We start from the raw sequence: 19547 nt of genomic DNA on the forward strand, positions 1-19547 counted from the left end.
CTCAGTCCTCCCGCAGCACGTAGCCGACGCCACGCACCGTGTGGATCAGCGGGCGGCTGCCCGGGACGTCGACCTTGCGCCGCAGATAGCCCACGTACACCGCGAGGTTCTTCGAGCCCGGCCCGAAGTCGTACCCCCAGATCCGGTCGTAGATCGTCGAATGGTCCAGCACGATCCCGGCGTTGCGGGCCAGCAGCTCCAGCAGTTCGAACTCGGTCCGGGTCAGCTCCAGTTCCCGCTCACCGCGCCAGGCGCGGCGCGAGGGGCCGTCGATCCGCAGATCCGCGGCCTCGACGACACCGCTGTCCGCCACCAGGGCCTCGTACGCCCCGCCCGCTTCCGCGGCCCCGCCCGTCTCGCCGGGCTCATCGGCACCGTCGGAGCCGGTCCCCGGACCGCCGCCGTCCTCCGCCCCGGCCGAGCCGGCCGTCGTCCGCCGCAGCAGCGCCCGCAGCCGGGCGAAGACCTCCTCGACCTCGAACGGCTTGACCACGTAGTCGTCCGCCCCGGCGTCCAGACCGGCGATCCGGTCCGCGGTCTCGACCCGTGCGGTCAGCATCAGGATCGGGGTGCGGTCCTGCTCGGCCCGCAGCACCTGGCACACCTGCAGCCCGTCGATCCCCGGCATCATCACGTCCAGCAGGATCACGTCCGGCCGCTCGCGGTGCGCGGCGGCCAGCGCCTGGATGCCGTCGGCGACGGCGGTGACCTGGTACCCCTCCAGGGTCAGGGCACGCTCCAGCGCGGTGCGGATGGGGCGGTCGTCCTCGGCGAGCAGTACGGAGTGGGTCACCCGGCAAGTCTGCCAAGGGCCCGGCGGTGCGGTGACGGGTGGCCGGTGGGCGGCGGCTTTCTTACCCGGCTCTCACCGCCGGTTCTTACCGGGCTCTCACCCGGGCCACGCCCTCGGCTTACCCCGTGGCGACACGGTGGCCCGGTGCCGGACGGGCCGGTCGCGCCGCCCGGCCGCAGGTACCGGCCGGTCGGAATGACTCGGCACATCTCGGGGAAGACGCCACACCGCATGAAGATCACCCTCCTGCTGCACAACGCCTATGCCATCGGCGGCACGGTCCGCACCACCCTCAACCTCGCCGCCGCGCTCGCCGACCGGCACGACGTCGAGATCGTCTCGATGCTGCGGCACCGCGAGGTCCCGCGGTTCACCGTGGACCCCCGGGTGCGGCTGGTGCCGCTGGTGGACACCCGCGTCGGCAGCGAGGACATGGCCGATCCGCTGTTCGGTGAGCCCGCGCAGGACTTCCCGCTCGCCGAGAAGCGGCACCGCCAGTACAGCCGGCTGGTCGACGTCCGCGCCGCGGAGTTGCTGCGCGGCACCGACGCGGACGTGCTGATCGGCACCCGGCCCGGCATCAATGTCTACCTGGCCCGGTTCGCCCCCCGCCGGGCCCTGCGGATCGCCCAGGAGCACCTCCGGCTCGACGCACACAGCAAACGGCTCCGCACCGAACTCGCCCGCCATTACCGGACGCTGGACGCCGTGGTCACCACCACCGAGGCGGATGCCGCCGTCTACCGCGCCCGGATGCCGCTGCCCGGCGTACGGGTCCTGGCGGTCCCCAACATCGTGCCCGCGCCGGCCGGGCCGCCGTCCGAGGGCACCTCGAAGGTGATCGCGGCCGCCGGCCGGCTGGTCCGCGGCAAGCGCTTCGACCTGCTGATCGAGGCGTTCTCCGCGGTCGCCGCCAAGCACCCCGACTGGCGGCTGCGGATACACGGCGGCGGCACCGAGCGGGCGCGGCTCCAGGGGCTGATCGACGGACTCGGGCTGAGCGGGCAGGCGGAACTGACCGGGCCGCGCTCGCCGATAGAGGCGGAGTTCGCCAAGGCGTCGATCGTCGCCTCGGCCTCGGACGCCGAGTCGTTCGGCATGACCCTCGTCGAGGCGATGCGCTGCGGAGTGCCGGTCGTCAGCACCGACTGCCCGCTGGGCCCGGCCGAGATCATCCACGACGGTACGGACGGGCTGCTGGTGCCGACCGGCGACGGCCGGGCGCTGGCCGGTGCCCTGCTCACCCTCATCGAGGACCCCGAGCGCCGCCGCACGATGGCCGAGCGCGCGCGGGAGAGCTCGCACCGCTACGACCCGCAGCCGATTGCCGAGCGCTATCGGGTCCTCTTCGGGGAACTGCGGTCGACGCGCGGACGGCGGACCCGGCAGCGCATCGTGGCGCGTGCCCGCGCCCGCGCACGACGGCTGCTGCGGCGCGCCCGGCGGCGCTGAGGCGCGCCCCCGGGCGGCGGGGCCGGTCCGGGCGGTGGGACCGTCCCCGCCTCAACTTGACCGCGGCACAAGGAACTTCCCGTCCGGAATCTGGCGTCCCCGGTAGCGAACATGCTGAACTGCTGGAACGAAACTGAATCGCACGGAACGCAGAATCGCTGGATCACAGCAATGGATCCCGGCGCCGGATCACCGAAACGCCGCATCACGGAACACCCGGAACACCCGGGACGCGCCGCAACGCAGTTGACGCTTCGAGCAGTTGACGCTTCGAATCCGCAGGTCCGACCGGCAGGAGGCCACTCATGCTGCACGGTGTCGATGTCAGCTCCTACAACGCCTCGTATTCCACCGCGGGGCTGGACTTCGTTTTCGTCAAGGCCACCGAAGGCCGCTCCTACATCAACCCGCGCCAGTCCGCGCAGGCGTCAAAGGCCCGTAAAGCGGGCTGCGTGGTCGGTTTCTACCACTTTCTGTGGCCGGGAAATATCGCCGCCCAGGCGAAGTACTTCGTCGAGAAGTGCGCCTCGATCGAGGGCGACCTTCTGGCCTGCGACTGGGAGCGCACCGGCGAGGGGACCTATGCGAGTAATGCGCAGAAGGACCAGTTCCTGGTCGAGGTGAAGAAGCTGCGCCCCACGCACCGGGTGATGCTCTACTGCAACCGCGATTTCTGGCTCAACCACGACACCACGTCCTACGCGGCCGACGGCCTGTGGATCGCCGACTACGTCTCCGCCGGGCATCCGCGGATCAAGGCGAAGTGGCGCATCCATCAGTACACCGACCGGCCGCTGGACAAGGACGTCGCGGACTTCTCCAGCAAGGCCGCCCTCAAGAAGTGGGCGCACCCGGCATAAGGTTCCTCCTGGCACGTATGTTCGTGTCGCCAGGCACCGCCCGTACGCAGCGGAGGAACGCTGCGTACGCGGCGCAGGAACAGCGCGTCACCGCCCCCGCACGACGCAGCACGAGAACAAGAGGAGCAGCCGTGACCGACCCGGCGTCCAAGGCCCTGCAGCAGGAGATCGCCCGGGATCTCCAGGTGACCGCGTCCTTCGACGCCGAGCGGGAGATCGAGCGCCGGGTGAGCTTCCTCACGGAGCGGCTGACCTCCACGGGCCTGCGCTCGCTGGTCCTGGGGATCAGCGGCGGCGTCGACTCCACGACCACGGGCCGGCTCTGCCAGCTCGCCGTGGAGCGGGCCCGCGGCGCCGGGCACGAGGCGACGTTCTACGCGATGCGGCTGCCGTACGGCGTCCAGGCGGACGAGAAGGACGCCCGGCGCGCGCTGGAGTTCATCCGCGCCGACCGGGAGCTGACCGTCGACATCCGCCCGGCGAGCGATGCGGCGCTGCAGGCCGCGCTGGACGGCGGGCTCGCCTTCCGCGACGCCCACCACCAGGACTTCGTCCAGGGCAACATCAAGGCCCGGCAGCGCATGATCGCGCAGTACGCGGTCGCGGGGGCCCACAACGGCCTGGTCGTGGGCACCGACCACGCGGCCGAGGCGGTCTCCGGCTTCTTCACCAAGTTCGGCGACGGCGCGGCCGATGTCGTGCCGCTCACCGGGCTGACCAAGCGCCGGGTGCGCGCCGTGTCGGCGGCGCTGGGCGCCCCGGAGGAGCTGGTCCACAAGGTTCCGACGGCCGACCTGGAGACGCTCGACCCGGGCAAGCCGGATGAGGACGCGCTCGGCGTGAGCTACGACCAGATCGACGACTTCCTGGAAGGCAGGCCCGTCGACGAGGCGGCTGCCCAGGCCATCGTCCGCCGCTACCGCCTCACCGAGCACAAGCGGGCACTGCCGATCGCTCCCTGAGCGGGCCGGGCGGGCCGGACGGGCCGGACCGGCCGGACCGCCTCGGAGTTCTCCGCCGCCCTTTCCGGGGCTCTCCCTCGCCCCTTTCCGGAGTTCTCCCCCGCCCCTCTCCGGGGCTCTCCCCGCCTCTCCTCGGAGCTCTCCCCCGCCCCCCCCCCGCCCTCTCCCCCTTCGGGGGAGAGGGCGGGGGGGGTTCGGGGGTGGGGGGAGCGGCACGCCCGCCGGCGGCACCCCGGCAGCAGCGCCCCAGCCGGCGTCACCCCGTCACACCACCGCCCCACCCCGTCATGTCATGACCCGGCTAGGGGACCGTTACCATCCCGGTGCTAAATCGTGGGTGTGAGCGGGCATGCATCCGGCCATGGGAAGCCGCGAAGTGCGATCGGAAGATCAACTGTCAGTGGGGCCGCCTACGCTCCGAGACATGGGTTACGCAAACCTGCGCGAACTCCAGACCGCGCTGACCACCGCCTCCGACCTTGCCTCCGCCCTGCAGTCCGCGCCCACCCGGCGCGATGCGGACCAGCTCGTCGACGTCCTCCGACAAGCACTGACCGCTGCCAACTCGCTGGGCGCGGAGACCGGCCCGACCGGCTGCGCCCTGCATCCGCAGGGTGCGGTCGACCCGTTGTACGGCGACCCGGAAGATCCCCTTCCGCCGGGCTACGGGAAGTGCCTGCTCTGCAACGACCGCCGACGCCGGGCGGACGCCCACCCTCCGCACACCCGCCCGTGTGCCCGTCCGCATCCGCGCTGGCGGCGACGGCTGAGTGCCTAGGCGGCGAGCCCCCGGGTGCCCGGGACGGGCCCCGGCGGGCCGGGCAGGACTACCATCCGCGCATGCGACCTGCCAGATACAGCGATGAGGATCTAGAGCAGCACTCCCTGCGGCGACGGGTGCCCGACGACGGGCAGCGGTCCGGGTTCGAGCATGATGTCGACCGGATCCTGTACTCGACGCAGTGGCGGGCGCTGGCCGGCAAGAGCCAGGTGGTGGCGAGCGCCGAGCTGGGCGCGTACCACACCCGGCTGACGCACTCGATGAAGGTGGCTCAGCTCGGCCGGCGGATGGCGGAGCGGCTGGAGCGGCAGTACGGCGGGCCGAACCCTGCGCTCGTCGAGGCCGCGTGCATGGCTCATGACATCGGCCATCCGCCCTTCGGGCACGCGGGTGAGCTGGCGCTGCGCGCCACGATGGACGAACTGCACTTCGCCGACGGTGTGCTGGACAGTTTCGAGGGCAATGCGCAGACCCTGCGGGTGCTGACCTTCCTCGCCGCCCACAAATACCCGGGCCATCGCGGGCTGCATCTGACCCGCGCCTGTCTGGACGCCGCCACGAAGTACCCGTGGGAGCGGGCGCCCGTCGACCAGGACCCGGCGCGGCATGTGAAGTGGGGCGTGTACGTCGCCGACCGGGAGGCGTTCTCCTGGGTGCGGGCCGGCCGTACGGACTCCGCCGTACCGGTCGAGGAGCAGGTCATGGACTGGGCGGACGATGTCACCTACGCCTGCCATGACGTCGAGGACTTCTATCGCACGGGCCTGATCCCGCTGGCCGCGCTGTTCCCGCCGGACGGTGCCGCGGGCAGCGACACCGAGCGGGAGACCTGCCGTTTCCTGGACTATGTGCAGGCCAAGCGGGAGCGGGCGGGCGAGGCCTTCGACCGGGCGGCCGCGCTGGTGATGATGGAGGACATCGGCAAGCGGCTGGCGGTGCCCGCCCCGTACAGCGGCAGCCATGAGGACGCGGTGGCGGTCAACCGCCGCACCGCCGATCTGATCTCCTACTTCACCCGTGGCATCGAGCTGGAGGTGGGCGGCGCGGCGGCGATCCGTTACGGGGCGCAGCTGGTGATCCCGCCGGACCGGCGGGCCGCCTGCGATCTGCTCAAGGAGCTGGTGTGGTGCTATGTCATCGACCGCCCGGCACTGGCCACCCAGCAGCACGGCAAGCGGCGGGTGGTGAGCGAGCTGCTGCGCTGGAGCCATGACGCACCCGAGCTGCTGCCGCCGGACCGCGCCGAGGAGCTGGCGCTGCACGGCGACCGGCTGCGGGCCGCCGCGGACCATGTCGCCTCGCTGACCGAGGATCAGGCACTGGCCCTCCACCGGCGGCTGTCCGGCACGGGCCTGGGCTCGGTCAACGACAACGTGTGGCTGTGAGGCCGGGGAACGCCGCGGTGCGGTGAGCCCGCGGAGGGCCTTGGGGCGGTGAGCCCGGGAACGGGCCGGGAGGACGGGGGCACCACGCGCCCCGTCCTCCCGGTCGTCCGGGGGCGCTCCGGCGCACCCCTCGACATCCCGTTCCGCCCCGCGGCCTTCCGGTCCCGCCCCGGGCTGTCCTGTCCCGCCCCGGGCTGTCCGGTCCCACCCGGGGCTATTCGGTGCCGTCCCGCTGCTTCTTCTCCGGCCGTAGCGCGAACCGGGCCAGCACCCCGGCGACGACCAGCGCGGCCACCGCGATCAGCACGGCGTCCGGGACGCCGTTGCCGATCCGCGTCGCCCATTCCTCGGCCCGGAATTCGGTGTCCGCGTCGAGAATTCCGGGCAGCGCACTGGTCCCGTTGAAACGCAGGAAAAGCACGCCGATACCGATGAAGAACACCCCGGACAGCAGCGAGGTGGTGTGCAACCGCAGCTTGCCGAGGGTGAATTCACGGCCCCGCAGCCAGCCCCGGGTGCCGAGCTCGCAGCGGTCCCACAGCAGCGCCAGCACGAACAGCGGCAGCGCCATGCCCAGCGCGTAGACGGCGAGCATCGAGGCGCCGTACACCGGTGAGCCGCTGACCGCCGTCACCGTCAGCACCGCGCCGAGGATGGGGCCCGCGCAGAAGCCGGCCAGGCCGTAGACACAGCCGAGCAGAAAGGTGGAGACGGCCGACCGCGGGGTGATCCGAGCGGCGGCGGCCTGGGCCCGCCGGGAGGCGAAGCCCAGGCCGAGGATCTGGGCGAGACCCATGGCGATGACGACCCAGCCGCCGACGGCGATCAGCAGATCGCGGTGGCCGTTGAACAGCCGGCTGGCCGCCGTGCTGGCCGCGCCGAGCGGCACCAGTGTGGTGGCCAGTCCCAGATAGAACACGCCGGTACGGGCCATCAGTCGCCCGGGCGTGGCCAGGGAGTACGCGAAGAACGCCGGCAGCAGCAGGGCGCTGCACGGGCTGAGCAGCGCGAGCGCGCCGCCCAGGAACGCCGCGAGGTAGCCGATGTCGGTCACTTGGCCCCCTTGGCCGCCGGTCCGTGCCCGGCCCGATCTGCGGCCTGCTCGACGGCCTGCGCGAAGACCTCGTAGGGCTGGGCCCCGGCCACCGGCCGGCCGTTGACCAGGAAGGACGGTGTGGACTGCACTCCGAGCTGGTAGCCCTCGTCCTGATCCTTCTTCAGCGCCCGCTCGGCGTCCTTGCTGTTCATGTCGGTACGGAACTTGTCGAGGTCGTCCACACCGCTCTCACGGGCCATGTCGACGAGCTTGTCCTCGGCGAGCGCCGCGCCTTTGCGGGTCTTGGCGTACAGCTCGTCGTGCAGCTGCCAGAACTTGCCCTGCTGCCCGGCGGCCCAGGAGGCGCGGGCGGCCCGCTCGGAGTGCGCGCCGAAGACGGTGAAGTTGCGGAATTCGATGCGCAGGGTGCCCTCGTCGACGAACTTCTTGATCAGGCCGGGCTGGGTCTCACGGGTGAAGCGGCCACAGAACGAGCACTGGTAGTCGGCGTATTCGACCAGGACCACCGGGGCGTCCTTCTTGCCGATGGCCAGCGGGTCGCCGTCCGCGCGCCGGCTGGTCCGCTTGGCGAGGTCGTCGAACATCTTCTGCTGTGCGGGGTCCTCCTGCGGATCGGCGGAGGCGGCGGCCTCGGGGGCATCGGGGCGGCCGGTGTCACGGTCGCCCTCGACGGAGCTGCCGACGGCGACACCGATGGCGATCACGGCGACGACGAGGGCGATGACCGCGCCGATGGCGGCCAGTTTGCGGGTGGGAGAGGCGGAAACGGGCATGCGGAAGCTCCAGACGTACGGAGGGGGAATTCAGGCCTTGTGCGTCGGGGCAGCGGCCTATATCCGCAAGACGGGGAGGAGCGCGGTGTGGTCGACGGCGGACGCGGTGTCCGTCGGTGGCCGGGCCAGCGCGTACTGCGCGGGCAGATCCGCGGCGAGCGGCCCCGGGCCGGTGGTGGCGGGGGCGAGGGGCTCACCGCGGTGCGGTGCGGGCGGCGGGGCGGATTCGTCGGGCCCCGGCGCATGCCGGTCCGAGCACTTCTTGGGCGCATGGGCGACGGCAACGGGGGCGTCGGTGCCGAGCCGTGGGCCGCTGTGGGCGGCGGCCGGCCGCGCGGTGGCGGTGCCGTCCGCCGGGCCCGTGGCGTCCGCGGCAGCCGCGGACGGCGCGTCAGCCGCCCGCCAGGCCGCCGCGGCCGTGGTCGCCCCGCCCGCCTGCCAGGTCTGGTCGCCGCCGGTCCGGCACAGCAGCGGCCCGAAGGTGACGGCGAGGAGGAGCAGCAGCGACAGCGCGGCCGACCGGCGCAGCTGGTGCATGTCCCTCCCTCTCCGTACCTGGCGCGAGCATGGACAGCCCATCCTACGGATCGTCGCCGCGCGAGCGGAGCACCGGCGGGCCCCGGCGCCTGTCGGGGGCCCTGGGGCGGGTGGGCTCAGCGGTCGGCGATCCGCATCTCGAACCAGGTGGTCTTGCCGCGGGGCAGCAGATCCACGCCCCAGCGTTCGGAGAGCTTGTCGACGAGGAAGAGCCCGCGGCCGCTGAGGTCCATCTCCTGGACCGGCATCAGGCACGGCAGACCGCGGGAGGGGTCGCGCACCTCGATCCGGATCCAGCCACGGCGGCGGAGCATCCGCAGCCCGAAGGTGCGGGCGCCGGTGTGCCGTACGGCGTTGCCGACGAGCTCGGAGACGAGCAGCACGGCGTGCTCGGTGAGCTGGGGCGTCAGGGACCACTGCTTGAGGAGGACGGCGGCGGTCAGCCGGCGGGCGATACCGGCGGACTGGGGGCGCGAGGGGAGCCGGACCTCGCCGAGGGCCGGATCGCCGGCCGGTTCGGGGGCCGCGGACACCGGTCTGCGGGGTGCCGGCGCCCGGTCCCGGTCCGCGCCGGGGGTGCCCCGTCGTGCGGCGGGCGGATCGCTCCGCGGCCGCGGCTGCTCCATTCCTTCGAGGCCCGCCATGCCCCCCATCATGGCCGCTACTTGACGGTCACGGGGGTGGAACCGACGGAATCCGCTGCCCGGAATCGCCGGTTCCATCCCCTCGCCGAGACATATGCCAAAGGCAGTTAAGGTTCCGGCTCGCACCGGCTGACCTGCTACGACATCCGGCATCCGCGGGGCCGCCGGGAGGCGTCAACAAGGTTGCCTTAAGGCGCAATTAAGTTGTGCACCATTCCCCCACAAGGGGCATCACGTCCCGGCCAAACCTCAGATGTCCCGTCAACACCAGTTGTTTCAGCGGAACTTGGCCTTGCCGGGACCTTCCTCGACGAAGCTGCGCATGCCGGTCTCGCGGTCCTCGGTCGCGAACAGCCCCGCGAACCAGTTGCGTTCAATGGTGAGACCGGTGTCGATGTCCGTCTCCAGGCCCGCGTCGACGGACTCCTTCGCGGCCCGCAGCGCCAGCGCGGGGCCGGCCGCCAGCCGCGCCGCCCAGGCGTGCGCCTGCTCGTAGACCTCGGCGGCCGGCACCACCCGGTCGACGAGACCGAGGGTGAGCGCCTCGTCGGCCTTCACCTGACGGCCGGTGAAGATCAGGTCCTTGGCCTTGGACGGACCCACCAGCCGCGCCAGCCGCTGGGTGCCGCCGGCGCCCGGGATGAGCCCCAGCAGGATCTCGGGCTGGCCGAGCTTGGCGTTGTCGGCCGCGATCCGGATGTCGGCGCAGAGCGCCAACTCACAGCCGCCGCCCAGTGCATAGCCGGTGATCGCGGCGACCACCGGCTTGGGGATCCGGGCCACGGCGGTGAACGAGTCCTGCAGGGCCTTGGACCGCACGACCATCGCCGCATGGTCCATGACCTGCATTTCCTTGATGTCCGCGCCGGCCGCGAACACCTTCTCACCGCCCCAGATGACGACGGCGCGGACGTCGTCGCGGCGGGTGGCCTCCTCGGCCAGCTCGCGCAGCCGGTCCTGGGTGGCGATGTCCAGTGCGTTCATCGGCGGACGGTCCAGGCGGATGGTGCCGACGCCGTCGGCGACCTCGAGATTCACAGTCATGCCGGAAGGTTAGTACGCGTTAACGCCGTCGGGCCCGGTGCACTCGGTCACAGCGCAGCGGGCCCGGTCGCCTTCCGGCCGTCCTACGGAGCGGCCGTCCTACCGATCGGCCTTCCACTTCTCCCAGGAGAGGTTCCAGTCGCTGAAGCCGTTGTCCGGCTGGATCGTTTCGTCGTGCGAGTTCTTGACGACGACCACATCGCCGATGAGGGAGTTGCGGAAGAACCACGCCGCCGGGGTGGACCCGTCGCCGCCCCCGCGCTGGTCGAAGAGGCCCACACAGCCGTGGCTGGCGTTCCGGGTGCCGAAGGCCGCGCGGCCCGACCAGTAGTTGCCGTGGAGGAAGGTGCCGGACGTGCTCAGCCGCATCGCATGCGGCACGTCCTTGATGTCGTACTCCCCGCCGAAGCCGACGGTGTCCCCGTTCATCCGCGTCACGAGGTGCTTCTCGCTGATCACCATCTTGCCGTTGTACGTCTCGGTGCCCGGCGCGCCCGAGGTGATCGGGATGGTTTTGATCTTCTTGCCGTCGCGGACCACGGTCATCTGCTTCGACTTGGCGTCGACCGTGCTGACCTGGCTGCGGCCGATGGTGAAGGAGACCTCCTTGGCCTGGGTGCCGTAGACACCGGGCCGGCCCTCGACGCCGTTGAGGTTGAGCTTGAGGGTGACCTTGGTGCCGGGCGCCCAGTATTTCTCGGGGCGGAAGTCGAGCCGGTCGTTGCCGAACCAGTGGCCCTCGATCGGCACCGACGGCTCGGCGCTGACCTTGATGGCGTCCTCGACGGCCCCGGGGTCCGTGATACCGCGGGTGAAGCGGATCGAGACCGGCATACCGACGCCGACCCGCTGGCCGTTCTCGGGGCTGTACTGGCCGATGAAGGTGTTCTTGGGGACGAGTGTGGTGAAGCCGGAGTGCTCGGCGGCCTCCCGGCCCTCGCCGTCCACCGCTATCGCGTCGACGGTGTACTTCGTCGAGGCGCCCAGATGGCCGCTCGGCTTCCACACGGCGCCGCCACCCGATATCTTCCCGTCGACCTCATTGCCCTTGCCGTCCTTGACCTTGACGGACTTGAGCCTGCCCTTCTGGGCGGTCACCTTCAGCGCGCCGCTGGTGGCGACGTCGTCCGCGCCGTCCTTGGGCGCTATCGTCACGGCGGCCTGCGAGGCGTCCTTGCCCCCGCCCGCCTTGCCTGCTTTCTTGTCGTCACCGTCATCGCCACCACACCCCGTCACCAGCAGCAGCATGGCGGCGAGCAGCACGGCGAGCGGGCCCCCGCCCTGGTGTCGCCACCGACGCCGGCGAGCCGGCTCCCCCGAATTCGGCTGGACGTTCACGACTGGCCCCTTTTCCCCTCGCACGGCCCGCGGTCCCCCGCACGCGGATGCGGACAGCCGCGCGCTTGCCGCTAGATAACCACACCGCGGTGACAGTGAACTCCCCGTGAATGTCACTGTTTAGTCCCAAGTGCGGGGGTGGTGCGGGCACTCGTTCCGGCGGGCCGCGCCCCGGGTCAGCGCAGCGCGGATCCGGCCCGCCACAACTGCCACGGCATGTTCCAGCCACCGAGGCCGTTGTCCGGCGCGACCGTACGCTCCGGGGAGTTGTGCACCACCACGGTGTCGCCGACGATCGACTGGTTGAAGAACCAGCCGGCCGGGGTGTTCGGGCCGCCGCCCCTGATGTCCTTCAGCCCGACGCAGCCATGGCTGGTGTTGACGCCGCCGAAGACCTCTGGCGGCGTCCAGTAGTTGCCGTGGAGGAAGGTCCCCGACCTGGTGAGGCGCATGGCGTGCGGCACGTCCGGGATGTCGTACTCGCCGCCGAAGCCGACGGTGTCACCGTCCATCCGCGTCATCGAATGGCGCTCCAGGATCACCATCCGCCCGTTATAGGTGGGGTTCTCGGCGTCGCCCGCGGTGACCGGCAGCACCGCCACGACCCGGCCGCCCCGCCGCACGGTCATGGTGTGCCGGGCGGCGTCGATGGTGCTGACCTGGTCCCGGCCCACCCGGTAGCGGACGGTTCTGCGCTGGGTCCCGTAGGCGCCCGGTGCGGCCTTCACCCCGCGCAGCCGCAGTTGCACGGTGATCTCGGTGCCCGGCCGCCAGCGTTCGCGGGGCCGGAAGTCCAGCCGCCGGGGGCCGAACCAGTGGGCGGCGATCTCGACGCCGGGGCGGGCGCTGACCCGGACGGCGCGTTCGACGGCCGCGCGGTCGGCGATCGGCCGGTTGAAGACCATCGAGAAGATCAGGCCGGTGCCGACGGTGGCGTCGCGCTGGGGCGAGAAGTGGCCGACGAAGCGGCGGGCGGGCGCGGAGGTGGTGAAGGTGGTGTGGCGCGCGGAGCGATGGCCCGCGCCGTCCAGCGCCACCGCGTCGACGGTGTACCTCGCGCCGAGTTGGAGGCGGCCGGGCGCGGGCCGCCAGGTCAGACCGTCCGGCGAGATCCGCCCGGCGACGGACTGCCGGCCGGTCTCCCCGGTCCGGCTGACCTCGACCCGCTCCAGCCGCCCCGTCGGCACCCGGACCTCGAACCGCCCGTCGGCCCGTACGCCGCGCGCGCCGTTGTGCGGGACGACTCTGATCGCCTCCTCCTGGGAGCCTGGTTTGCCGCCGACGAAGGCCTCCGGGTCCCCGCAGCCGGCCAGCGCCGCCGCCCCGGTGAGCCCGGCCAGGACGACGAGGGCGACGCGGGTGCGGCGGGCCGCCCGCACCGCCGCGCCACGGGGTGCCCGGCCCGCCGCCCGGTCCGGCAGCCGGCCCCGCACACGGGCTCTGCCGCGGCGCTGCGCTCGGTCCTCTGCTCGGTCCTGCTGATGGGCGGTCATATACCGGATTGTGACGGATAAGGCGTGGCTTAGGAGGTATGCCGCGTGACGGGATGTCACGGACAGAACGGAGCGGAGTGAGGAGCTGCCCACGGGAAGCGTGAGGCAACGGCCGGTTGCGGGAAGAACAACGGGGAGGGCGGACCCCCGCACGGCCGGGACTCCCAGCACACGCCGGGAAGTACCCCCGTGCCGGGGACCCACCGCCCGACCGAGCCATGAGCCGCAGGAGGCGGGCACGTGTCGAGCGCACCCGAGCAGGAGGCAGTGGCGGACGAACCACTCGCCCCACCTGCGGACATCCGTCCCGGCAGCCCCACGCCGCTGGGGGCCCGGTACCGCACCGGCCCTGATGGCACCGCCGGCACCAACTTCGCCCTGTGGGCGGGCGGCGCCGAGGCCGTCGAGCTGTGTCTCTTCGACGACGCGGAGCGCGAGACGCGCCATGCGCTGACCGAGCTCACCCACGAGATCTGGCACGGCTTTCTGCCCGGTGTCCGCCCCGGGCAGCGCTACGGCTTCCGGGTGCACGGCCGCTGGGACCCCTGGTCCGGCGCCCGCTGGAATCCGGCGAAGCTGCTGCTCGACCCGTACGCCAGAGCCGTGGACGGCGACTTCGGCACGCGGACGGAAGCGACCGGCTCCGGGGCCGCGCTGCCCGCCCAGCTCTACGGGCATGTCCGCGACTGGCCGCAGCAGCAGGCCGCCGACACCGTGCGCGACGACCGGGACTCGGCGCCGTACGTCCCGAAGGGCGTCGTGGTCGGTGACGACACCGGGGACGAGGGCGGCGCCGACGAATGGCGGGACGATCGCCGGCCCAAGACGCCCTGGCCGGATTCGGTGCTCTACGAGCTGCATGTGCGCGGTTTCACGATGCGTCACCCCGGGATCCCGGAGCGGCTGCGCGGCACCTACGCCGGGCTGGCGCACCCCGCGGCGCTGGAGCACCTCGTCCGGCTCGGTGTCACCGCCGTCGAGCTGCTGCCGGTCCACCAGTTCGCGCACGAGGACCATCTGGTGCGCCGGGGGCTGCGCAACTACTGGGGCTACAACTCCATCGGCTACTTCGCGCCACATGCCGGATACGCCGCCACCGGGACCCGGGGGCAGCAGGTCGGCGAGTTCAAGCGGATGGTGCGGGCGCTGCACGATGCCGGTATCGAGGTGATCCTCGACGTCGTCTACAACCACACCGCGGAGGCCGGTGAACTGGGCCCGACGCTCTCCCTGCGGGGCATCGACAACCGCGGCTACTACCGTCTGGCCGGTGACGCCCGCCGCTATGCCGACTACACCGGCTGCGGCAACACCCTGCATGTCGTCCAGCCCCATGTGCTGCGGCTGATCACCGATTCGCTGCGCTACTGGGTCACCGAAATGGGCGTGGACGGCTTCCGCTTCGATCTGGCGGCCGCGCTGGCCCGCTCCATGCACGACGTCGACATGCTCTCCCCGTTCCTCGCCGTGATCGCCCAGGACCCGGTGCTGCGCCGGGTCAAGCTGATCGCCGAGCCCTGGGACGTGGGCAACGGCGGCTACCAGGTCGGCGCCTTCCCGCCGTTGTGGACGGAGTGGAACGACCGCTACCGCGACACCGTCCGGGACTTCTGGCGCGGCGGCCAGCACGATGTGCGCGATCTGGGCTACCGGCTCTCCGGATCGAGCGACCTCTACGCCTGGGGCGGCCGCCGCCCGTACGCCTCGGTCAACTTCATCACCGCACACGACGGCTTCACCCTGCGCGACCTGGTCACCTACGAGCACAAGCGCAATGACGACAACGGCGAGGGCAACCGCGACGGCACCCACGACAACCGGTCCTGGAACTGCGGCGCCGAGGGCGAGACCGACGACCCGGCGGTCACCGCACTGCGCCACCGCCAGCTGCGCAACCTCCTGACCACCCTGCTGCTGTCGACGGGTGTGCCGATGCTGGTCGCCGGTGACGAGATGGGCCGCACCCAGCACGGCAACAACAACGCCTACTGCCAGGACAACGCGACCAGTTGGCTCGACTGGTCGCTCCTGGAGGACCCGGAGTGGCGCCCGCTGGCCGGTCTCGTCGCCCGTCTCATCGCCCTGCGCCGCGCCCACCCGGTCCTGCGCCGCCGGGCGTTCTTCTCCGGCCGGCCACAGCAGCGGGGCGGCCTGCGCGACCTCGCCTGGTTCACCGCGGACGGGACGGAGATGACCGAACAGGACTGGTACACCCCGGGAGCCACGCTGGGCATGTACCTCTCCGGGAACGACATCTCCCAGCGCGACGCCCGGGGCATCCGGATCGTCGACGACAGCTTCCTCGCCGTGCTCCATGCCGCTGCCCAGCCACGCCCGTTCACCCTCCCCGGGCCGCCCTGGGCCAGCGGTTACGAACTCCTCGTCGACACCGCGCGGGAGGACCAGCCGGGGGCGGCGGAGCCGCCGTACGCGGCGGGCAGTCCGATCACGCTTGCCGGGAGGTCGGTGACGCTCTTCCGGGCGGTACCGGGCTGAGACGTACGGCTCGACGTGGGGCGTACGGCTCGACGGCGCGGGGCGGGGCGGGGTGGCGCGGGGCGGGGCGGTGCGGCGCGGGGCCGTCGGCCGAAATCCACATGAGCGTTGTCAGTGCCGCGCCTTACGCTCGCGAGTGATGGCCGACACCGCGCAGACGACGACCCGTACCGACCGAACCGACTTACCCCAACGCTCCGCCGTGCGCTCGCTGTTGCGCCTGTGGCCGTTCGCCCGGCCGGTGCGGGCGCGGCTGTTCACGGCCGCGTTCGTGGCGGTGCTCGCCTCGTGCGTCAGCCTGGTCATTCCGCTGGTGCTCAAGTGGCTGGTGGACGGGCCCGTGGCGGAGCGCGATCCGGGCGGGGCGTGGCTCGGCGGCGCGTACCTCCTGCTGCTCGGGCTTGCGGAGGCGCTGCTGTTCGGGCTGCGGCGGTGGCTGGTGGCGCGTCCGCTGGCCGGGGTCGAGGCGGCGATGCGCGAGGCCCTGTACCGCCATGTGCAGCGTCTTCCGGTCGCCTTCCACGACCGCTGGTCCTCGGGCCAGTTGCTGTCACGCGGCACGACGGATCTGCAGCTGCTGCGGATGTTCCTCGCCTTCCCGCTCACCTTTCTGCTGGTCAACGGCGTCACCATCCTGGTGGGCGGGGTGCTCCTGCTGGCCCAGCGGTGGTCGCTGGGGCTGGTGCTGCTGGCGCCGGTGCTGCCGCTGATGGTGCTGTGCTCGGTCTTCGAGGCGAAGTACGGACGCGCGGCGCGACGGACCCAGGACCAGCTCGGCGATCTGACGACGGTGGTCGAGGAGTCGGTGCTCGGCATCCGCGTCATCAAGGGCTTCGGGCGCCATCGCAGCCAGGCCGACGCCTTCCGGAAGCTGACCCGCGCGCTGCGCACGTCCGAGCTCCGCAAGGCGCGGCTGCTGGCGTGGATCTGGGGGTGCAACACCACCCTGCCGGAGCTCGCCATCGGCGCCGCGCTGGTGCTCGGCACGTTCCAGGTGGCCGACGGCGCGCTGTCCGCGGGCACCCTCGTCGCCTTCCTGTCCACCGCCCTGGCGCTGCGCTGGCCGGTGGAGTCGATCGGCTTCCTGCTGGCCATGAGCAACGAGGCGGCGACGGCCACCGACCGGTACTTCGAGGTCCTGGACGAACCGGCCGTGGACGCACCGGCCCGGGAGGCAGCGGCCGATGCCACGGCGGCCGTGAACACACCGCCACAGGACGCCACAGCCGTGAACACACCGGCGCAGGACACAGCAGCCGTGGACGCCCCCGCCCGGGCCGCACCGGCTCCCCCCGGCCTGGTCTTCTCCGGTGTGCAGTTCCGCTACCCCGACGCGCCGCCGGACTCCCCGCCGCTGCTCCGGGACATCACCCTGCACATCCGGCCCGGCGAGACGATGGCCCTGGTCGGGGCGACGGGCAGCGGGAAGACCACCCTCACCGCGCTGGTGCCGCGGCTGTACGACCCCACCGCGGGCCGGATCAGCCTCGACGGGCGCGATCTGGCGACTCTCGGCCGGGAGGAGGTGCGTGCGCTGGTCGCGGTGGCCTTCGAGGAGCCGACGCTCTTCTCGGCGACCGCCGCGGAGAACGTCCTGATGGGCGGGGAGGGTGCCCAGGAGGGCGATTTCCGGCGGGCGTTGGAGGTGGCGCAGGCCGACGGCTTCGTCGATGCCCTCCCCGAGGGCGGTGCCACCCAGGTCGGCGAGCAGGGCCTGAGCCTGTCCGGCGGGCAGCGGCAACGGCTCGCCCTGGCCCGTGCCGTGGTCGGCCGGCCGCGCTTCCTGATCCTCGACGACCCGCTGTCCGCCCTTGATGTGCACACCGAAGCACTGGTGGAGGCGGCGCTGCGCCGGGTCCTGTCGACCACCACGGCTCTGGTCGTCGCCCACCGGCCGTCCACGGTCCTGCTCGCCGACCGGGTGGCGCTGCTGTCCGGCGGCCGGATCACCGCCGTCGGCACCCACCACGAACTGCTCCGGGACCACCCCGAGTACGCCACGCTGATGTCCGGCGAGGGAGAGGGCGCCCGATGACCACCACCACGACCGGCCGCCCGTCCGACGGCCCCGAGGACCGCCCCGGCGCCCGGCCACGGCCCGCGCCGCACCCCCCGGAGTCCGGGGACCCCGCCCCCGACGCGTTCGCCCACGATGCCCTGCCCGCCCCCAAGGGCGCCTCGCGCTCCCTCCTCGCGTCCCTGCTGGCTCCGCACCGGCGCCGCGTCGGGGCGGTGGCCGTGTTGCTGCTGCTCCAGCAGGCCGCCGTGCAGGCCGGTCCGCTGCTGGTCGCCTATGCGCTCGACCGCGCGGTGCCGGCGCTACGGGCCGGCGACCACGGGCCGCTGCTCGCCGTGGCGGTGGCCGGGGTGCTGTGTGCGGTGGTGTCCGGCGGGCTGCAGTTCGGCTTCATCGAGCTCTCGGCACGGGTCAGCCAGGACGTGCTGCTCGACCTGCGCGGCCGGATCTTCCGGCACGGGCAGGCGCTGAGCCTGGATTTCCACGAGCGCTATACGTCCGGCCGGCTGATCTCCCGGTCCACCACGGACGTGGAGTCGCTGCGCGAACTCCTCGACGAGGGGCTGCAGGAGCTGATCACGATCGTCCTCTCGACGGGTTGCATCACCGTGACGCTGGTCTGGCTGGACTGGGGTCTGGGCGCCGCCGCCCTCGTCTCCGCCGGGCCGCTCGCCCTGCTCGTACGCTCCTTCCGGCGCCGTTCGCACCGGGCCTACAGCGCGAAGTCCACGGCCATGGCGGCCGTCATCGTGAAGTTCACCGAGACCCTCAACGGCATCCGGCCGGTGCAGGCGTTCCGGCGCGAGCGCCCCAACGACGCCGCCTTCGCCCGGCTGAACCACCGCCACGAACGGATCAACGGCGACACGCTCCTGGAGATGGCGCGCTATGTCGTCGCCTCCCGGCTGGTGGCCAATACCGCGGTCGCCGCGATCGTCCTGTGGGGCGCCTACCGGGTGGCCACGGGGGGTCTGGCGCTCGGTGTCCTCGCCGCCGCGGTGCTCTATCTGCGCCGGCTGTACGACCCCATCGACCGGCTCGGGATGTTCCTCAACTCCTATGAGTCCGCGGCCGCTTCCCTCCAGAAGATCGCCGGGCTGCTCGCCCGGCGCCCCGGTGTCCCGGAGCCGGCCGTATCCGCCGCGCTGCCGCCCGTCGCGGCCGGGCGGCCGGGCCGCGAGGTCACCTTCCGCGGCGTCCGCTTCGCCTACCGCACCGGCGGCGAGGTGCTGCCCCGCTTCGATCTGACCCTCGCGGCCGGGACGACCGTGGCGGTGGTGGGCGCCACCGGCGCCGGCAAGTCGACCCTCGCCAAGCTCCTGGCCCGCTTCTACGACCCCACCGAGGGCCAGGTGCTGCTCGACGGGGTCGATCTGCGCGAGCTGTCCACGGCCGCCCTGCGCCGTGGTGTCGTCATGGTCACCCAGGAGGCGTTCCTGTTCTCCGGCACGGTCGCCGACAACATCGCCCTGGGCCACCCGGACGCCACTCGCGCACAGATCGAACGCGCCGCGAAGGCCATCGGCGCCCATGACTTCATCACCGCCCTGCCGGACGGCTACGACACCGATGTCCGTAAACGCGGCGGCCGCATCTCCGCCGGCCAGCGCCAACTGGTCGGCTTCGCACGGGCGTTGCTCGCCGACCCGGCCGTGCTCCTCCTCGACGAGGCCACCAGCTCCCTGGACATACCCGGCGAACGGGCGGTACAGCGCGCCATGGACACTGTCCTGGAGGGCCGTACGGCCCTGGTGATCGCCCACCGCCTCTCAACCGTCAACGTCGCCGACCGGGTGCTGGTCATGGCCGACGGCCGGATCGTCGAGGACGGCCCGCCGGACGAACTCATCGCCGCCCGGGGCCGGTTCGCGCAGCTGCACCAGACGTGGCGGGACAGCGTGGGGTAGGGCGGAGA

The 19547-nt window shown here is 72.3% G+C and carries 16 protein-coding genes; 8 read left to right on the forward strand and 8 right to left on the reverse strand.

The window, feature by feature from the left end:
* Nucleotide 1 precedes the first annotated feature (1 nt).
* A complete protein-coding gene (locus SLV14N_RS11885) occupies nt 2-793 on the reverse strand; it encodes a response regulator transcription factor (RefSeq protein ID WP_208680902.1) in 792 nt (263 codons plus the stop codon).
* A gap of 231 nt (nt 794-1024) precedes the next feature.
* Here SLV14N_RS11885 and SLV14N_RS11890 point away from each other — a divergent pair, with 231 nt between their 5' ends.
* From SLV14N_RS11890 to dgt, 5 genes are all read left to right on the forward strand, one after another.
* Nucleotides 1025-2245 (forward strand): glycosyltransferase family 4 protein, encoded by a 1221-nt coding sequence (locus SLV14N_RS11890; protein WP_208680903.1) that lies wholly within the window; start codon nt 1025-1027, stop codon nt 2243-2245.
* 305 nt (nt 2246-2550) lie between these two features.
* Nucleotides 2551-3105: a glycoside hydrolase family 25 protein gene (locus SLV14N_RS11895; RefSeq protein WP_263269284.1), complete on the forward strand. Its 555-nt coding sequence runs from the start codon at nt 2551-2553 to the stop codon at nt 3103-3105.
* A gap of 131 nt (nt 3106-3236) precedes the next feature.
* Complete coding sequence (gene nadE, locus SLV14N_RS11900; RefSeq protein ID WP_263269285.1) at nt 3237-4067, forward strand: ammonia-dependent NAD(+) synthetase; 831 nt, start codon at nt 3237-3239, stop codon at nt 4065-4067.
* Nucleotides 4068-4491: 424 nt separating this feature from the next.
* Nucleotides 4492-4845 carry a hypothetical protein gene (locus tag SLV14N_RS11905; protein WP_208680906.1) on the forward strand — a complete coding sequence of 118 codons (354 nt, stop codon included), beginning with the start codon at nt 4492-4494 and terminating at the stop codon, nt 4843-4845.
* Nucleotides 4846-4907: 62 nt separating this feature from the next.
* Nucleotides 4908-6233 (forward strand): dGTP triphosphohydrolase, encoded by a 1326-nt coding sequence (gene dgt, locus SLV14N_RS11910; RefSeq protein WP_259670244.1) that lies wholly within the window; start codon nt 4908-4910, stop codon nt 6231-6233.
* A gap of 214 nt (nt 6234-6447) precedes the next feature.
* Here dgt and SLV14N_RS11915 read toward each other — a convergent pair whose 3' ends face one another.
* The 7 genes from SLV14N_RS11915 to SLV14N_RS11945 all read right to left on the reverse strand — a co-directional run bounded on the left by SLV14N_RS11915 (nt 6448) and on the right by SLV14N_RS11945 (nt 13119).
* Nucleotides 6448-7287, reverse strand: coding sequence for a cytochrome c biogenesis CcdA family protein (locus SLV14N_RS11915; RefSeq protein ID WP_263269286.1), 840 nt, complete (start codon nt 7285-7287; stop codon nt 6448-6450).
* Nucleotides 7284-8063, reverse strand: coding sequence for a thioredoxin domain-containing protein (locus SLV14N_RS11920; protein ID WP_208680908.1), 780 nt, complete (start codon nt 8061-8063; stop codon nt 7284-7286). Before SLV14N_RS11920 ends, SLV14N_RS11915 begins: the two co-directional genes overlap by 4 nt.
* A gap of 57 nt (nt 8064-8120) precedes the next feature.
* Nucleotides 8121-8600 carry a hypothetical protein gene (locus tag SLV14N_RS11925; protein ID WP_208680909.1) on the reverse strand — a complete coding sequence of 160 codons (480 nt, stop codon included), beginning with the start codon at nt 8598-8600 and terminating at the stop codon, nt 8121-8123.
* Nucleotides 8601-8716: 116 nt separating this feature from the next.
* Entirely contained in the window at nt 8717-9256 is a 540-nt protein-coding gene (locus SLV14N_RS11930) for an ATP-binding protein (RefSeq protein WP_208680910.1), read from the reverse strand.
* A gap of 264 nt (nt 9257-9520) precedes the next feature.
* Nucleotides 9521-10288 (reverse strand): enoyl-CoA hydratase/isomerase family protein, encoded by a 768-nt coding sequence (locus tag SLV14N_RS11935; protein WP_026169224.1) that lies wholly within the window; start codon nt 10286-10288, stop codon nt 9521-9523.
* Nucleotides 10289-10387: 99 nt separating this feature from the next.
* Complete coding sequence (locus SLV14N_RS11940; protein WP_208680911.1) at nt 10388-11626, reverse strand: Ig-like domain-containing protein; 1239 nt, start codon at nt 11624-11626, stop codon at nt 10388-10390.
* A gap of 176 nt (nt 11627-11802) precedes the next feature.
* On the reverse strand, nt 11803-13119 hold the full coding sequence (locus SLV14N_RS11945) for an Ig-like domain-containing protein (RefSeq protein WP_263269287.1): 1317 nt from the start codon (nt 13117-13119) through the stop codon (nt 11803-11805).
* Nucleotides 13120-13359: 240 nt separating this feature from the next.
* Here SLV14N_RS11945 and glgX point away from each other — a divergent pair, with 240 nt between their 5' ends.
* The 3 genes from glgX to SLV14N_RS11960 all read left to right on the forward strand — a co-directional run bounded on the left by glgX (nt 13360) and on the right by SLV14N_RS11960 (nt 19539).
* Nucleotides 13360-15615 (forward strand): glycogen debranching protein GlgX, encoded by a 2256-nt coding sequence (gene glgX / locus SLV14N_RS11950; protein ID WP_263269288.1) that lies wholly within the window; start codon nt 13360-13362, stop codon nt 15613-15615.
* A 139-nt stretch (nt 15616-15754) separates the two neighbouring features.
* A complete protein-coding gene (locus SLV14N_RS11955) occupies nt 15755-17650 on the forward strand; it encodes an ABC transporter ATP-binding protein (protein WP_263269290.1) in 1896 nt (631 codons plus the stop codon).
* Entirely contained in the window at nt 17647-19539 is a 1893-nt protein-coding gene (locus SLV14N_RS11960) for an ABC transporter ATP-binding protein (RefSeq protein ID WP_263269291.1), read from the forward strand. Before SLV14N_RS11955 ends, SLV14N_RS11960 begins: the two co-directional genes overlap by 4 nt.
* Nucleotides 19540-19547 lie beyond the last annotated feature (8 nt).

This window comes from Streptomyces sp. Je 1-4 4N24 (assembly GCF_026239515.1).
Classification (GTDB): Bacteria; Actinomycetota; Actinomycetes; order Streptomycetales; family Streptomycetaceae; genus Streptomyces; species Streptomyces nigrescens.

Coding starts and splice junctions, on each gene's coding strand:
- SLV14N_RS11945 (WP_263269287.1), bottom strand. CDS start 13,119: ATGACCGCCCATCAGCAGGACCGAGCAGAGGACCGAGCGCAGCGCCGC.
- dgt (WP_259670244.1), top strand. CDS start 4,908: ATGCGACCTGCCAGATACAGCGATGAGGATCTAGAGCAGCACTCCCTG.
- SLV14N_RS11890 (WP_208680903.1), top strand. CDS start 1,025: ATGAAGATCACCCTCCTGCTGCACAACGCCTATGCCATCGGCGGCACG.
- SLV14N_RS11925 (WP_208680909.1), bottom strand. CDS start 8,600: ATGCACCAGCTGCGCCGGTCGGCCGCGCTGTCGCTGCTGCTCCTCCTC.
- SLV14N_RS11905 (WP_208680906.1), top strand. CDS start 4,492: ATGGGTTACGCAAACCTGCGCGAACTCCAGACCGCGCTGACCACCGCC.
- SLV14N_RS11920 (WP_208680908.1), bottom strand. CDS start 8,063: ATGCCCGTTTCCGCCTCTCCCACCCGCAAACTGGCCGCCATCGGCGCG.
- SLV14N_RS11935 (WP_026169224.1), bottom strand. CDS start 10,288: ATGACTGTGAATCTCGAGGTCGCCGACGGCGTCGGCACCATCCGCCTG.
- SLV14N_RS11895 (WP_263269284.1), top strand. CDS start 2,551: ATGCTGCACGGTGTCGATGTCAGCTCCTACAACGCCTCGTATTCCACC.
- SLV14N_RS11930 (WP_208680910.1), bottom strand. CDS start 9,256: ATGATGGGGGGCATGGCGGGCCTCGAAGGAATGGAGCAGCCGCGGCCG.
- SLV14N_RS11955 (WP_263269290.1), top strand. CDS start 15,755: ATGGCCGACACCGCGCAGACGACGACCCGTACCGACCGAACCGACTTA.
- SLV14N_RS11960 (WP_263269291.1), top strand. CDS start 17,647: ATGACCACCACCACGACCGGCCGCCCGTCCGACGGCCCCGAGGACCGC.